14 protein-coding genes and 1 pseudogene are annotated in these 14,427 nt (G+C 61.5%); 12 read left to right on the top strand and 3 right to left on the bottom strand.

Annotation, left to right across the window (positions count from 1 at the left end):
- Positions 1–130: pseudogene (locus BLV27_RS16955) on the top strand (IS3 family transposase); the annotation flags it as partial.
- A gap of 163 nt (positions 131–293) precedes the next feature.
- Here the strand turns inward: BLV27_RS16955 and BLV27_RS16960 are convergent.
- The gene (locus BLV27_RS16960; protein WP_092647690.1) at positions 294–917 is read right to left on the bottom strand and encodes a TetR/AcrR family transcriptional regulator; all 624 of its coding nucleotides are present in this window, start codon (positions 915–917) and stop codon (positions 294–296) included.
- 83 nt (positions 918–1,000) lie between these two features.
- Here BLV27_RS16960 and BLV27_RS16965 point away from each other — a divergent pair, with 83 nt between their 5' ends.
- Together BLV27_RS16965 and BLV27_RS16970 are read left to right on the top strand one after the other, a co-directional pair.
- Positions 1,001–2,188, top strand: coding sequence for an efflux RND transporter periplasmic adaptor subunit (locus BLV27_RS16965; protein ID WP_170831498.1), 1,188 nt, complete (start codon positions 1,001–1,003; stop codon positions 2,186–2,188).
- Positions 2,176–5,313: an efflux RND transporter permease subunit gene (locus tag BLV27_RS16970; protein ID WP_092647692.1), complete on the top strand. Its 3,138-nt coding sequence runs from the start codon at positions 2,176–2,178 to the stop codon at positions 5,311–5,313. The genes BLV27_RS16965 and BLV27_RS16970 overlap by 13 nt, the downstream gene beginning before the upstream one ends.
- Positions 5,314–5,452: 139 nt before the next feature.
- Here the strand turns inward: BLV27_RS16970 and BLV27_RS19870 are convergent, their stop codons facing one another.
- Positions 5,453–5,779 carry an alpha/beta fold hydrolase gene (locus tag BLV27_RS19870; protein ID WP_244504727.1) on the bottom strand — a complete coding sequence of 109 codons (327 nt, stop codon included), beginning with the start codon at positions 5,777–5,779 and terminating at the stop codon, positions 5,453–5,455.
- Entirely contained in the window at positions 5,776–6,261 is a 486-nt protein-coding gene (locus BLV27_RS19875; protein WP_244504728.1) for an alpha/beta fold hydrolase, read from the bottom strand. The genes BLV27_RS19870 and BLV27_RS19875 overlap by 4 nt, the downstream gene beginning before the upstream one ends.
- A 93-nt stretch (positions 6,262–6,354) precedes the next feature.
- Here BLV27_RS19875 and BLV27_RS16980 point away from each other — a divergent pair, with 93 nt between their 5' ends.
- The 9 genes from BLV27_RS16980 to BLV27_RS17020 all read left to right on the top strand — a co-directional run bounded on the left by BLV27_RS16980 (position 6,355) and on the right by BLV27_RS17020 (position 14,385).
- Positions 6,355–6,648, top strand: a complete 294-nt coding sequence (locus BLV27_RS16980) for an ArsR/SmtB family transcription factor (protein ID WP_244504729.1) — start codon at positions 6,355–6,357, stop codon at positions 6,646–6,648.
- A 430-nt stretch (positions 6,649–7,078) separates the two neighbouring features.
- Positions 7,079–7,558 carry a histidine phosphatase family protein gene (locus tag BLV27_RS16985; RefSeq protein WP_244504735.1) on the top strand — a complete coding sequence of 160 codons (480 nt, stop codon included), beginning with the start codon at positions 7,079–7,081 and terminating at the stop codon, positions 7,556–7,558.
- Between the two features lie 177 nt (positions 7,559–7,735).
- Positions 7,736–8,530 carry a DeoR/GlpR family DNA-binding transcription regulator gene (locus BLV27_RS16990; RefSeq protein ID WP_244504730.1) on the top strand — a complete coding sequence of 265 codons (795 nt, stop codon included), beginning with the start codon at positions 7,736–7,738 and terminating at the stop codon, positions 8,528–8,530.
- A complete protein-coding gene (locus BLV27_RS16995) occupies positions 8,527–9,591 on the top strand; it encodes an ABC transporter ATP-binding protein (RefSeq protein WP_092647695.1) in 1,065 nt (354 codons plus the stop codon). The genes BLV27_RS16990 and BLV27_RS16995 overlap by 4 nt, the downstream gene beginning before the upstream one ends.
- A 49-nt stretch (positions 9,592–9,640) precedes the next feature.
- A complete protein-coding gene (locus BLV27_RS17000) occupies positions 9,641–10,927 on the top strand; it encodes an ABC transporter substrate-binding protein (RefSeq protein ID WP_092647696.1) in 1,287 nt (428 codons plus the stop codon).
- A 97-nt stretch (positions 10,928–11,024) separates the two neighbouring features.
- Entirely contained in the window at positions 11,025–11,900 is an 876-nt protein-coding gene (locus BLV27_RS17005; RefSeq protein WP_092647697.1) for a carbohydrate ABC transporter permease, read from the top strand.
- A complete protein-coding gene (locus BLV27_RS17010) occupies positions 11,897–12,709 on the top strand; it encodes a carbohydrate ABC transporter permease (RefSeq protein ID WP_092647698.1) in 813 nt (270 codons plus the stop codon). The genes BLV27_RS17005 and BLV27_RS17010 overlap by 4 nt, the downstream gene beginning before the upstream one ends.
- Positions 12,710–12,754: 45 nt before the next feature.
- Positions 12,755–13,558 (top strand): metallophosphoesterase family protein, encoded by an 804-nt coding sequence (locus tag BLV27_RS17015; protein WP_092647699.1) that lies wholly within the window; start codon positions 12,755–12,757, stop codon positions 13,556–13,558.
- On the top strand, positions 13,555–14,385 hold the full coding sequence (locus tag BLV27_RS17020; RefSeq protein WP_092647700.1) for an inositol monophosphatase family protein: 831 nt from the start codon (positions 13,555–13,557) through the stop codon (positions 14,383–14,385). Before BLV27_RS17015 ends, BLV27_RS17020 begins: the two co-directional genes overlap by 4 nt.
- Positions 14,386–14,427: the final 42 nt, after the last annotated feature.

Below are 14,427 nucleotides of genomic sequence, written 5' to 3' on the forward strand. Positions count from 1 at the left end.
ATATGGCTACCGTCGGGTTGCTGCCCTGCTGAGAGACGCAGGCTGGCAGGTGAATGACAAACGTGTCGAAAGGCTATGGCGACGTGAGGGGCTTAAAGTGCTGATGAAACAACCCAGGAAGGGCACTCTGACGGACTGGCAGAAGGCGCGTCTAGCCGGGCTACATAAGTTCGCCACGGATGTCCCCTACGGTCGGGTCGAGGGTATTGGCATCGATAGCTCAGATGCCGGTTTCAATCTGGCGTAGGGTGCATCTCAGTGCAGCTGGAGAACGTTGGTGCCCCCTGCAGGGATCATCCTTCTATCGCCGGCAGCATCGCGTCGCCGACTAGCCGCAAAAGCGCAGTCTCCTCGATCTTGGACATCTCGCCCGGAAGCTTGGAGTCGAGACATAGAAAGCTGTGCCCGTGGACGAAGCACCATAGCGCGTAGGCGCGAAGCTTGACCTGCGGATCGCCTTGGCGGGCGTCCAAGTGCTCGGCGACGACGCGCTCAACCAAGACGGTGGTGTCGTCGCCGGCCCGGGCGAGATCTGGGTCTCTGGCATGGCCTTCTGTCAGACCGAACATCATGCGGAAAATGCCGGGCTCCGCACGGGCGAAGTCCACGTAGGACTGACCGAACGCGACGATGCGGCGAGGGTCCTTGGCGAGATAGGCATCGGCAGCGGCCTGCATGGTTTCACGCAGACGCGTCATCGCCAGAAGCGCAACGCCGCGCAGGATGTCGTGACGATCCTTGAAGTGCTTGTAGGGCGCAGCGGTGCTTACCCCGGCCAGGCGACAGGCCTCGGCCATAGAGAACGCGTCCGCCCCGTGAGCCTCGACAAGCTGGCGGACAGCCTCGAGGAGCTGCTCGCGCAGATGGCCGTGATGGTAGTTCTTCCGGTCCGCGCGTGGCGTGGTGGCGGTCGTCATCGATCTCGGCTCCAACAAATTCTCCTTGCCTTGGTTAGCGGCGCTCACATATGTAAGCAATGCTAACTTGGAGAGGAGCGATCATGCCATTCCCCACGGGCAAGACGGTCCATCTGATCTGCCGCCGATTTGTCGCTACCACTGGACGGCTCGCACTAACTGCCGCGATCACGGTCTTCGCTGGCGGCATGGTCGTAGGCGGGCGCAGCATCCTTGCTGATCGGGCGCAATCCGCCCCGATCTCCATGCCCGCGCCTGCCAGCCCGGTAACGGTCGCACGTATCGCGATGCAGGGTCATCACGTCGCGCAGCGCCGCTTCTCAGGGCAATTCGAGGCACGGCAGCGGATCGGCATGGCGTTCGAGCGGGCTGGAACACTCGAGGCAGTGCTGGTGCGCGAGGGTGACGTAGTGGCCGAGGGAGAGGTCGTCGCCCGCCTAGACATGCGGCTCCTTCGAGCGGAGCGCGCCCGGCTCGGGGCGGCCCGTGCTGGCATGATGGCGGAGGCGGAGCTGGCGCGACGGACCAATGCGCGTCAGGCAGAGCTGCGCGACCGGGGCTTCGCGACCGAGCAGAGGCTCGACGATACCTCGCTCTCCCTGGCTCGGTTCGAGGCGGCGATCGCCGGGATCGACGCCGCTCGGGATGCCGTCGATATCGAGATGTCGAAGGCTGCTCTGATCGCGCCTTTCGCGGGCACCGTCGAGGACCGGGTTCTGGACGTCGGCGCGATCGCCGCCGCCGGATCGCCGGTCGTCGACCTGATTGAGGCCGCGCCGCCGCGTTTCCGGGTATCGCTCGACCCGCGCCTCGCCGAGGCGCTGCATGAAGACGTGGACGCGGTGATCGAGGTCGGCGGCCTGCGCCTGCCGGGCCGCCTGTCGCGTTTGGCACCGTCGCTTGATCCGGCCACGCGGGGGCGGACCGCTTGGTTCGATGTGGTGACCGACCTTACGCTGCCGGATCTCACCACCGGCGAGATCGCCTTCGCACAGTGGATTGAGGGTGCCGGGGCCTGGGTCCCCCTTTCTGCCCTGAGCGCGGGGCCGCAGGCGACGTGGACACTGCTGACGGTTGAGGACGGCGTTGTGGGCGTCGAGGCGGCCGAAGTCCTGTACATTGAGGGGGACCGCGCCTTCGTCCGCGGCACGTTTCGGGACGGGGACGCCTACCTTCCTAGCGGCACGCACCGCGTCGTTCCGGGCCAAACGGTCGACCCCGCGCCCGCCACGGTCGCCGACCAGCCGGAGACGATCGTATGGGAACGCTGACCTTCCGTCAGCCGCGGCTCGTCGCCCTCATACTCCTCGTGGTGATCGCAGCCGGGGCATCCGCCCTGCTTGCCATCGGCCGGCAGGAAGACCCGACGATCACCAGCACCTTCGCCTCCGTAACGACCGCTTATCCGGGGGCCGAACCTGCCCGCGTCGAGAGCCTCGTCACTGCGCGCGTCGAGGAGGCGCTTCGCGAAGTTCCCGAGGTGGACGTGCTGCAATCGGTCAGCGCGACCGGCATCTCCATCGTGCAGGTCGAACTGGACGAGACCATCAATCCTGCGCGGATTGAAGGTGTCTGGTCAGAGCTGCGCGACAAGCTCTCGGACGCCGAGGCCGCGTTCCCCGCCGGCGTTTCACCACCCGAGCTTGATGCCGCCGGGATCAACGCCTACGGCGCGATCGTGGCGCTTACGGCGGCGCACGACGGCGTACCGATGACGCTGGCCGCCCGCTATGGTGAAGCGTTGGCCGATCGGTTGCGCGGCGTGTCCGGCACCAAGCAGGTCGAGATCTTCGGCGCGCCCGACGAGGAGGTCACGGTTACGTTGGATGTCGCGCGCGTCGCTGGGCTGGGCCTGACGGCAGACGCCGTCGCTGCGGCCATCGCAGCCGCCGATGCCAAGGTGCGGGCAGGTCGGATCACCGGTGCGGGAGATGACCTCGTGCTTGAGGTGTCGGGAGAGATCGAGACGCTGGACCGACTGCGCGGCATCGTCCTGCGCGACGGGATGGGCGGCGCGATCCTGCGACTCGATGATGTGGCAAGCGTTGACCGTGGCCCGCGCCTGCCGGTGGCAGAGGCCGCGCTCTACGACGGTCGCCCCGCGGTCCTAGTCGCCGCCGCGCTGGAAGACGGGTTGCAGGTGGACGTCTGGGCGGCGTTCGTGCGCGAAGAGTTGGCCGATTTCGCGCCCGGCGTTCCGGGCGGCCTCGGCATGGAGCTGATCTTCGACCAGTCGACCTACTCCGCCGACCGGCTGGCCGAGGTGGGGGCGAACATGGCGATCGGCGTCGGCCTCGTTCTGGTTGTGCTGCTGGTGACTCTCGGCCTGCGCGCGGCGCTGATCGTGGCGACGGTCCTGCCGTTGGTCTCATTGGCGACGCTGTTCACCATGAACGTCATTGGCCTGCCGATCCACCAGATGTCGGTGACTGGCCTGATCGTGGCGCTCGGCCTGCTGGTGGACGCGGGCATCGTGATGACCGACGAGGTCGGTCGCCGGCTGCGCGCGGGGGGCGCGCGGATCGACGCCGTGGCGGCCTCCGTCTCGCGACTAGCAATGCCACTCTTCGCCTCGACCGCGACCACTGCGCTCAGCTTCACGCCGATGATCCTGTTGCCGGGAGCGGCTGGCGACTTCGTGGGCTCCATCGCGCTGGCCGTTGTCATTATGCTGCTCTGGTCCTTCGCCGTGGCCGTCACTGTGACTCCCGCGCTGGCTGGCTGGATCATGCCCGCGCGTTCGGTCGGCGGTTGGCTGGCGAACGGCGTGCCGGCCGGGCCGCTCGGGCGTGCTTTCGCCGCGAGCCTGCGCCTGTCGGCGCTTAATCCGGTCCGCTCGGTTGCGCTGGCCCTCGTGTTGCCCGTCCTCGGGTTCCTGTCGCTACCGCTGCTGACCGCGCAGTTCTTCCCCGGTGTCGACCGCGACCAGTTCCACGTCGAGGTCGACATGCCGCCGGGCACCGGCATCGACCGCACGACGGCGACGGTCGCCAAGCTCGACGCGGCCCTACGTGGCACAGATGGAATCGAGTCGGTCGCCTGGACGATCGGCCGCTCTGCCCCGGCGTTCTACTACAACATCACCGGCGGCCGGGACGCGGCCTCGGGCTACGCGCAGGCACTCGTCCGCACAGCCGCGGCCGACGCCACCGAGGCTGTCTTACCGGTGCTCCAGCGCGACCTTCCGGCCGTGGCACCCGAAGCGCAGGTGATGGTACGCGGCCTCGTACAAGGCCCGCCCGTCGGTGCGCCCGTCGAGCTGCGCCTCGTCGGCGACGATCTGGAGGTGTTGCGCACCACGGGGGAGGACCTGCGCCGCATCATAGACGCGGCTCCCATGGTCACGCTGACCCGCGCCTCCATCACGGCAGGCGCCCCCAAGCTCGGTGTGCGGGTGGACGAGGCCCGCGCGCGCCTCGTCGGCCTGAGCCCCGGCGACGTCGCGCGCCAGCTCGAAACGGCGCTGACCGGGGCCGTGGGCGGCAGCCTGATCGAGGGCGAGGAGGAACTCGCCGTTCGCGTCCGACTCGGAGATGCGCTTCGCGCCGATCCAGCCGCGATCCGGGACATGCCCCTAATCCTGTCCGGCATCGCGCCGGACGGTGTTCGGGCGACGCCGCTCTCGGCCGTGGCCGACCTCACGCTGGTTCCTGGGGAGGGCTCGATCACGCGGCGCAAAGGCGAACGGGCCAACACCGTGCAGGCCTTCGTGCAGCACGGCGTCCTGCCCGAGGAGGCGCTTATGGACGTTCGCGCCCGAATTGCCGCAGCCGGGTTCGCACTGCCCGAAGGCGTGCGGCTGGAGGTCGGCGGCGACGCCGATGCGCGCGCCTCGACGTTGAACAACCTGATCGCGTCGCTCGGCCTGATCGTGACGCTTTCCATCGCCGTGATCGTACTAACGTTCCGCAGCTTCCGCCTCGCCGGTGTGGCCCTCGTCGTCTCGGGGCTGTCGGCGGGTTTGTCGATACTTGCGCTTGCGGTATTCGCCTACCCGTTCGGGATCAATGCGATCATCGGACTGATCGGATCGATCGGCGTCTCGGTCAATGCCTCCCTCGTCATCATGACCGCCTTGCAGGAGGACGAGGCGGCGGCTTGGGGCGACCCGGTCGCGACGACCGATGTGGTCATGGCCTCTTCGCGGCACATCGTCTCCACCACGGTTACCACGGTCGGTGGCTTCCTCCCGCTGATCCTCGCCGGCGGGGGGTTCTGGCCCCCATTCGCCATGGCCATCGCAGGCGGCGTGGCGTTCTCCACGATCGTCAGCTTCTATTTCGTCCCTCCCGCGTTCCGGCTGGTCTATGCCGGGCGGATGAGAGGACGGGCTGAGGCGTTGAAGGAGGATGGGACGCAGGCCAGCCTTCCGCGTCTCGCCACGGCTGCAGAGTGACAGGAGATAAGTATGGACGCCGCGCCGACGTCTGATCCGTGATGCACAGGTATCGGCGTTTCACTCAGAAACGGCGCTAGGCCAGCTCGGGATCGCCGATCATCTGTTTGTCCTTCGCCAAACATCAACTCGATCCTGATCAGCTGGGTGTGCTGGTTTGAATTTGGTTCAGAATGGCTGCCACAATCGCCTCGGGCCGATCTTCTTGGACCAGATGACCCGCGCACTGAATATGAGTGCAGGAAGTGTTCGAGATCAGCGCGGCCAATGCGTCACCCTTTGCGGCAGGAATCCAATTGTCTTCCTGGCCCCACAGCACACGAACCGGGCAATCCAAGGGACGATACAAAGGTTCGACTTCATCCGTGTACATTTGGTCCATCTGAGCGATTTGCCGATAGAATGCGGGCTGCCCCGTGGTGCCGAGCCAAGGCGCGCTGTAAATCTCAATCGTCTCCGGGATCATTGTGTTGTGAGCGGCAGTCTGGAGATACGCGGCCAAAAGGGCGCGGTGCATATAATCCGGCATGCCTGCGAATGCAGCCTCGTGTTGGCGGACATGTTGCACGAATGGCGACCCCACGGGGCGAGGGCCACAGCATCAAAGATGGTTAAAGATGCAAACCGTAACCTCTCCAGAAAGTAGGCGCGTAGTGCAGTTGCGCCGCCAAAGTCGTGCGCCACGACATCTGGCCGATCCAAGCGCCACTCTTTGAACAAAGCGGCGAGCAAACGGTTTTGGACGCCAAGCGATACGTCTTGCTCAACTCTCTTCTCGGACTCTCCATAACCCAAAAGGTCGTAGAAATAGATGGACCGGTACTCTGTGAGGTGAGGCAAAACCCTGCGCCAGACCTGGGAGGGAAACGGCGTACCGTGAATGAGAACAAGCGGTGGACCAGCCCCAAGCTGACCCCACTTGATAGCGTGTCCTTCGAAGTCGAACATGTTTGGCAGGTCAAGCATATTGAGAATCAAATTGTCATTTAGCTATTTACCGATGTGATTGAAGGCATGGAGAGACCAATACAAATATAGGCGTTGGCCAGTGAGGTTCGCATGCAAGTTCTCCGGCTTCTGGCCGAGCCGGAAAGGCACTTTGGTCATCAATGGTCTGCTGACGCCGTTGAATTTGGGGTGTGTATGACAATGATCACGGAAGAGCTTGGCGTCGCGCAACCAACCGCAAGCAAGCACTTGGATATTCTTAAGCAGGCTGGCTTCATCACCGTTCGAAGGCATCAGAAGCGGTCTTATTGCAAACGCGATGAACAAGCGATCACCAACTATCTCAACTGGCTTCAACAAGAGCTTTCGCTTCAAAGCGAAAGTTGAGCTGAAACTAAGAACACATATTGTACCGCCCGCAGCATCTGGAACGGTGGGCACCAAGGTGTCGTTCGCTGCGGCACCCACCAACTTCCGCTGGGGCCGTTCACTGCAACCTAGGATCAGGCAGCACAGCCATACCCGACCACATCAGGCCCTCAACACGCGGCCACCGGTACTAAGACCTCTCATCAGAAATGGTACTGAAGTTACGGGCTAGACGCTGTCTCATGGCGGCACGGGGTACCGCCGCACCGGGAGGGAAGGCCGTCGCAGGACGCACGGCCCGCGAGGTTACGTCTAGGTGGCGTTTCGTGCGGCGATTTGAAATCATTCAAAGATGGCAAACCTGATTTTCATTACCCATCCGGAAGTCTCGGTGGTTCCGGGTACCGATGTCCGACAATGGCGGCTGACTCACGCAGGGATGGCGCGCATGGCCGTGTTTGCCAATCACCAGGTTGTCGCAGGAGTGACCTCGGTTTGGTCGAGCCGCGAGGTAAAGGCAATTGACGCCGCCGCGATTCTTACCGCTCGCCTTGTAGTGGGACATCAACACGAAATCGATCTTGGCGAGAACGACCGAAGCGCGACGGGATATCTCCCTCCCGATGAATTCGAGAGGACGGCCGATCGCTTTTTTTCCGAGCCAGAGTGCAGCGTTCGTGGATGGGAGCGTGCAGTTGACGCGCAGCGGCGCGTTCGGGACGCAGTCGACCGGATTCTTGCCGACCATAAGGGCGGAGATGTCGCCATCGTGTCGCATGGTGCCGTGGGCAGTCTATTACTCTGTTGTTACTTGGAAAACCCGATCAGCAGGGCGGCTGATCAGCCGTTTCAGGGGCACTACTGGCAGGCATCCCTGCCTGCCAAGAGGGTGCTGCATGGCTGGAGGTCGATTGCGCCGACCGGATAGTGCAGAAATCACGTTGTCGGAAATTGTCCCTACCGTTTATGGCACCTAGTTGCCCCCGCTCACTCCGAGAAGCGATCATATAAGATCACAATTGACCGGTTGTTGGTGATCATATATGATCATTTTTGAGCGCAATGGGGAGATTGTCGTTTTGACCGGGAAATTTCGATCAAATTCATGCGGATACGATCAGTGAACGACAGCATTGATCTTGCTGGTGTCCGCCGGCGCAAGATCGCGAAGATCGTCGAGGACCGTGGCTCAATAGGTGTTCGGGACCTCTCCGAGGAATTCGGAGTGTCCGACGTCACCATTCGGCGCGATCTGAGGGAGCTGGGCAAGCTGGGTGTCGTCACGCGGACGCATGGCGGCGTAATGATCAATTCAAGCATCCTGTCCGACTTGTCCAACGAGGAGCGAAAGTCGGTCGGCTCCGAGGAAAAAAGCCGGATCGGACAGGTGGCCATCGAAATGCTGTCTGACGAGGAGGTCGTGTTCCTCGACGCAGGAACAACGGCGCTCGCCGTCGCATCCTACGCCCATCGCAGGCCGCAATGTCACTACGTCACCACCTGCCTCGGCGTGGCCAGTCAGCTGATGGGGCAGGATATCAAGAGCTTCTATATCATCGGCGGGGCTTATCGCGGAACAAATGACTCGTTCACCGGAACGCTGGCCGTCTCAGCGCTTCGATCGCTGTCTTTCGATGTCTCGTTCCTGTGCTGTTCAGCAATTGACATCGAGCGGCGATCGATCTCGATCAGCGACGAAATCTACAGCCAAGTGCAAAAAGAGGCGATCGCCTCGTCGCGCCGAAATATCGTCGTCGCCCACCATGATAAGGTCTCCACCAAAGGCTTCGTGCACACGGCGGGTTTCGATCAATTGGACCGTATCATCACCGATTCCGGTCTTGATGAGGAAAGCCGTGCCCAAATGCAGCGCGCAAATATCGAGGTAATTTTGGCATGAGCGAGAGCGGCGTATCAATCGAGGTCCAAGGCCTGCGCAAAAGCTGGGGCGCGGTCGAAGTCCTCAAGGCTGTCGATTTCGGCATCGAGGCTGGGGGTTTCCTGACGCTACTCGGTCCTTCGGGGTGTGGTAAAAGTACGCTTCTGCGGCTGATCTGCGGGTTGGATGAAGTGAGCGGCGGACAGATCCTGATCGATGGAAAGGACGTCACCGGAAAGGCCGCGGCCGAGCGAAACCTGGGGATGGTTTTTCAGAACTATGCGCTGTTTCCGCATATGACGATTGAAGAGAATATTTCCTACGGGCTGAAAATCCGCAAGGTTCCGGCGGCTGAGAAGAAGAAGCAACTCGACCGGGTGGCCGAGCTGATGGCCCTTGGCTCCCTGCTGGACCGCAGGCCGGGACAGTTGTCCGGGGGGCAACAGCAGCGGGTCGCCCTTGCGCGGGTTCTGGTTTCGGGTCGTCCGCTGGTGCTGATGGATGAACCGCTGTCCAACCTCGACGCCAAGCTGCGGGTCGAGATCCGCAGCGAGATCAGGTCACTCAACAAGAAGCTCGGGATTACGATCGTCTATGTGACCCACGACCAGAGCGAAGCCTTGTCGATGTCCGATCGCGTGGTCCTGATGAGCGCCGGCGAGGTGGCTCAGGTTGGTACACCCAAAGAGCTATACGAACATCCCGCCAACACGTTTTCAGCGACCTTTATCGGAACGCCACCGACGAACATCCTGGATTCGTCCGAGGTCGAATTTCCCGCGGATCTTGGGGTCGCGGGCGGGCACAAGGTGACAGACTGCCAATTCGGGATCCGCCCCGAGAACCTGGGCTTCCCGGCTGAGGATCATGAATTTCGGGTCAAGGCGCGGGTTCAGAGCGTTGAATACGAGGGCAAGGTGTTTCTGATCCACCTGGTGACCGCCGCCGGTACGACGATGGTGCTGTCCTATTCGGGCGCTTCGGTGCCGCAGGAAGGCGAGGAAATCACGGTCGGTTGGGGGCGGGAGCAAACGCATCTGTTCTTGAAAAAGGACGGCAACGCGATCGCGATCGAACGATGACCCAACGGGATCTGGAGGATCCCAAAAAGTTAACACGGAGGAGGAATACATGACTTACAAAATTAATTCGGCGATGCCCTTGGTGGCAGGGGCCCTTTTGGGTGCCAGCGCAACCGGTCTGCACGCTGCTGACCTGGAGTTCTATTTTCCGGTCGGCGTTAACGCACCTGCGGTAGCGACGATCGAGGAGCTAACCAGCGAATGGGCAGCACAGAACCCCCAGCACAACGTGGAGGCGGTGTACGCGGGCAACTACGAAGAGACGACGACCAAGGCGCTGACCGCGGCTCAGGCCGGGGATCCGCCACAAGTGGCGGTTCTTCTGTCCATCGATCTGTTCACCCTGGTCGAAGAGGACGTCATTCTTCCGATCTCGGACATTGCTACCTCGGCCGAAGATCAGGCCTGGATGGATGGTTTCTATCCGGCTTTCATGTCGGATGCGAAATTCGAGGGCAAAACCTACAGCATTCCGTTCCAGCGCTCGACGCCGGTGCTGTATTATAACAAGGATGCCTTCCGCGCTGCCGGCCTTGATCCGGAAACGCCCCCCAAGACCTGGGACGAGATGATCGAGATGGGCAAACAGCTGGTTGTAAAGGATGACAACGGCAATGTGACGCAATGGGGCACGCGAATTCCCACGCTTGGTCTTGGCGGTGCGTGGTTGTTCGGCGGTCTGGTCGTGTCCAAAGGCGACGTGCTGACGACCGAAACGGGAACCGAAGCCAGGATGAATACGCCGGCCACGGTCGCGTCTCTCGAATTTCTTCAGCAGCTGTCCGACGAAGGTGTGATGCAGCCGGGCGGCATATCCTGGGGCGACACACCGAAAGCGTTCCTCGAGGGCCAGACGGCTTCGATGTGGACTTCGACCGGTAACCTTGCCTTTGTAAAGGATAACGCGGAATTCGACTGGGGCGTCGGCTTCCTGCCCGGCGGCGACGGTCCCGGCGCTCCGCTTGGCGGCGGCAACTTCTATATCTTCAGCGAAACCACGGACGAAGAACGCGCCGCAGCCTTGGACTTCATCAAGTTCATGACCGCGCCGGAAAACGCCGCACGCTGGAGCATCGCAACCGGCTATGTCGCGCCGCGTCCGGATGCTTGGGAAACGCCCGAGATGAAGGCCTACGCCGAAGAGCTCCCCCAGGCGCTCGTGGCGCTTGATCAGTTGCCATATGCCCACCGCGAATTCGCTACCTTCCAGCGGGCAAAAGTCACGCAATACCTGGTTGATGCGATCGAAAGTGTGGTGACAGGCAACAACACTGCCGAGGCAGCGCTCGCCGAAGCGCAGGAGCAGGCTGACGAAGTGCTGAGTGAATACAAGTAGGGTCGTACCCGTCTTGTGAAGACCTCTGCTGAGCTCCGCGCGCCAACCCATTCCGGCGCGCGGAGAGAACACCACCCGTGAAGAGGAACGGAAAGCCATGAATAAGCGACTTCCCCTTGGCCTTGGGTTTGTTCTACTGGTCTTGCCGTGTTCGCTGCTCGTTGCGTTCACGCATTATCCCGCAGTCCGCGCATTCATAAACTCGCTCTGGAACAATGCCAGCTCGCGCCGACCGTCCCGTTTCGTAGGGTTCGAAAATTACGAGGCGATGATCGCAGACGACAAGCTGATGCAGGTCCTTACAAACAGCGGTCTTTACGCGCTTGGCACCATTCCGCTAGCCATCTTCCTGTCGATCAGCATGGCCTTGTTGGTGAACTCCAAGTTCCCGGCCACGGGCCTGATGCGCCTGTCCTTCTTCTTGCCGACGATGCTGCCGCTGGTGGCGGTCGCGAATATCTGGCTGTTCTTTTATGCGCCGGGCATCGGTCTCGCATCCCAGATGATGAACGCCATCGGCCTTCCGACGGTCAACTTCCTCGGCAGCACCGAAACATCGCTCGTGTCGATGATGGTGGTTGCGGTCTGGAAAGAGGCTGGGCTGTTCATGATCTTCTACCTTGCTGCCCTTCAGGCGGTTCCCGAGAACCTGAAGGATGCGGCGCGCCTTGAAGGGGCGGGGCCGGTACGAGTGTTCTTTGACGTGATCTTCCCGCTGTTGCGCCCGACGACAATATTCGTTGCGGTTAACGCGCTGATCAACGCGTTCCGTCTGGTCGACCACATCATCGTCATGACCAGAGGTGGCCCTGATAATTCCAGCGCGCTGCTGCTTTTCTATATCTACGAAGTCACCTTCCGACAGAGAGACTTTGCCTATGGCGCGACGCTCACTGTTCTGATGGTCGCGATCCTGGGGGTTCTTGCAGCCTTCCAGTTCTGGGTTCTGGACAGAAAGACGCATTACCAATGACCAAGGGCTTGAACAGAATATTGATGACCACCCTGGCCTTTGTTCTGGCCGGTCTGTGGGGGCTTCCCTTCCTCTATTCGGTGTGGACCGCGTTCCACGAGGAGAAATATTCCGCCAATTTCAAATGGAACGCTCCGTTGACGTTGGAGAATTTCGTCGAGGCCTGGAATGCCGCGCCTTTTGCGCTGTATTTCGTGAACACGTTCATCCTGATCACGATCGTGATCGTCGCGAATTTCATTTTGTGCACTTTGGTGGCATATGCCTTCGTGCGATATCGGTTCAGATGGGCGGGTTTTGCCTTCGCTCTGGTGATGGTGCAGCTTCTGATCTCGCCCGAAATCCTGATCGTCGAGAACTACCTGACGCTGTCAAGCATCGGCCTGACCGACACGATTATCGGAATCGCGCTGCCATATCTGAATTCGGCCTTCGGAATCTTCCTATTGCGCCAAACCTTCATGAGTGTGCCCAAATCGCTTGACGAGGCGGCGCAGCTTGAAGGGGCCGGGGCGTGGCGGGTGTTGTGGAACGTATATGTTCCGCTCGCAAAGCCGGTCTATCTGGCCTACGGGCTGGTCTCGATCAGCTTCCACTGGAACAACTTCCTGTGGCCCCTCATCGTCACCAATTCCCCCGAGGTGCGTCCTGTGACCGTCGGTCTGAGCGTTTTCGCCACTGTGGAAAGCGGGGTCGAATGGTCCCTCGTTAACGCGGCGACGCTGATGACGACTGCGCCGCTGATTATCGCCTTCCTTATCTTCCAACGCCAGTTCGTCGCGAACTTCATGCGGGCCGGGATCAAGTAGACCAAAGTATTTGCGTCAGCCTCGCTGTCCGCAGTGGAGAAACCCATGCGATTTGCCCATCTGAGCGACCTACATATCGGCCAGACCCCGGTTCCCGGGGTTTTGGACGACGCGGTCACAATCGTCGAGCAGATCGTGCGGGATGTCAGGCGGATCAGCGAAGTCCTGGATTTCATCGTGGTCTCGGGCGACATGACGGAAGATGCTGAATTGGCTTCGTTCCGACAGTTTGAGGATCTGTTCGCGACGATTGGGTTGCCCGTCTACACAGTGCCCGGCAATCATGACGGTCCTGCCGGATACTACCGGTGCCTTGATCGATCCGAAACGCTGTCGAATTGGGACATCACTAGTCAGGTCGTCGAATTGCAGGATCTGCGGCTGATCGGGATCGACACCTGTATCGAAGGTGAAACGACTGGCCGGGTTGACTCCAAGGCGATGACCCTGATCGAACGCCAGGTCGCGCGTCGCGACGCCCCGCCGCTGATCATCGTGATGCACCATCCGCCGATCATGCCGGGCCTGCGGGATTTTGATGCCGTGGCGCGCCTCGATGGTGCGGCCGAGTTGCATGAAATCCTGCGGCGGGCGGGCACACCGCAGACAATCCTTTCGGGCCATGTGCATCGCCCCTATCAGGCCCGGAGCAATAATGCGGCCTGCTTCGTCGCAGGAAGTCCGACTAGCGCCTTTACCTCGGATCTGCCTTTCGGTGCGTCGCCGATCCGACTGAAAGGTCTTCAGGATTTCTACTTCGTTCACGAGGTTGACCAAGGCGGTCGCCACGTCGTCACGCCGCAACACTATTCTTATGGGAACGCGACGCAGGTCGGGGCCTCGTCATGACGCTGACCACCCGGCAGACCGACGACCTGATCGAGGCCGTGCGCGACACCGGACGAAAAGAGATCATGCCGCATTTCCGGAACCTTGCCCCCTTGAGCGTCGGGACCAAGGCAGATGCGAAGGATCTGGTCACCGAAGCTGACCGGGCGGCGGAGATTGCGATCGCGACCGCGGTGGCGAATATCCTGCCGCAGGCGTCGATCGTTGGGGAAGAAGCTGTGGCCGAGCATCCGGCGACCCTCGATGCGATTGGAACCTCCGGCACCTGCGTTGTCATTGACCCGATCGATGGCACCGGGAATTTTGTCGAGGGCCTTGCCGTGTTCGGAACGATCCTGGCGGTGGTCCATAATGGCGAGACGATATTTGGGCTGCTCTATGATCCGGTGCTTGATGACTGGATTTGCGCGACCCGTGGTGAAGGTGCGTTTTACGCCAATGATACCAAGGCCCCGACCTCCGTTGCACCACGGCCCGCGCGACCGCTCGGAACCGCCAAGGGTTTTTTGTCGCTCGACAATTATCCGGCAACGGACCGGGCAGATATCCTGCGCAAGTTCGACCCTGTTTATCAGATTCGGGATATCCGGTGCTCCTGCCATGAATACCGGCTTGTTGCGTCGGGGCAGGCTGATTTCCTCAGGTCATGTTCATTGAATCCTTGGGATCACGCCGCAGGGCTCCTCATCCTACAGGAGGCCGGCGGATGGGCCAGAGTCGGGGGGGACCGGCGCTACGTGCCAACCCTGCGCGAAGGCCATGTTATCGCGGCAAGTTGTGAACAGGTTGCCAATGGGGTCAGGGAGCTGTCCGTTGGGTTGCCGTGACGAAACACGGAAGGGTGCAAGTGCCTTCTCAGGTTAAGGTGA

Source organism: Jannaschia faecimaris (genome assembly GCF_900107415.1).
Taxonomy (GTDB): domain Bacteria; phylum Pseudomonadota; class Alphaproteobacteria; order Rhodobacterales; family Rhodobacteraceae; genus Jannaschia; species Jannaschia faecimaris.

Bases quoted from the DNA above. Each gene is read 5' to 3' on its own strand.
- BLV27_RS17000 (WP_092647696.1), top strand. From the start codon at position 9,641: ATGACTTACAAAATTAATTCGGCGATGCCCTTGGTGGCAGGGGCCCTT.
- BLV27_RS16985 (WP_244504735.1), top strand. From the start codon at position 7,079: ATGGCCGTGTTTGCCAATCACCAGGTTGTCGCAGGAGTGACCTCGGTT.
- BLV27_RS17010 (WP_092647698.1), top strand. From the start codon at position 11,897: ATGACCAAGGGCTTGAACAGAATATTGATGACCACCCTGGCCTTTGTT.
- BLV27_RS16965 (WP_170831498.1), top strand. From the start codon at position 1,001: ATGCCATTCCCCACGGGCAAGACGGTCCATCTGATCTGCCGCCGATTT.
- BLV27_RS16960 (WP_092647690.1), bottom strand. From the start codon at position 917: ATGACGACCGCCACCACGCCACGCGCGGACCGGAAGAACTACCATCAC.
- BLV27_RS17015 (WP_092647699.1), top strand. From the start codon at position 12,755: ATGCGATTTGCCCATCTGAGCGACCTACATATCGGCCAGACCCCGGTT.
- BLV27_RS19875 (WP_244504728.1), bottom strand. From the start codon at position 6,261: ATGTTCGACTTCGAAGGACACGCTATCAAGTGGGGTCAGCTTGGGGCT.
- BLV27_RS16970 (WP_092647692.1), top strand. From the start codon at position 2,176: ATGGGAACGCTGACCTTCCGTCAGCCGCGGCTCGTCGCCCTCATACTC.
- BLV27_RS17005 (WP_092647697.1), top strand. From the start codon at position 11,025: ATGAATAAGCGACTTCCCCTTGGCCTTGGGTTTGTTCTACTGGTCTTG.
- BLV27_RS16990 (WP_244504730.1), top strand. From the start codon at position 7,736: ATGCGGATACGATCAGTGAACGACAGCATTGATCTTGCTGGTGTCCGC.
- BLV27_RS17020 (WP_092647700.1), top strand. From the start codon at position 13,555: ATGACGCTGACCACCCGGCAGACCGACGACCTGATCGAGGCCGTGCGC.
- BLV27_RS16995 (WP_092647695.1), top strand. From the start codon at position 8,527: ATGAGCGAGAGCGGCGTATCAATCGAGGTCCAAGGCCTGCGCAAAAGC.
- BLV27_RS19870 (WP_244504727.1), bottom strand. From the start codon at position 5,779: ATGATCCCGGAGACGATTGAGATTTACAGCGCGCCTTGGCTCGGCACC.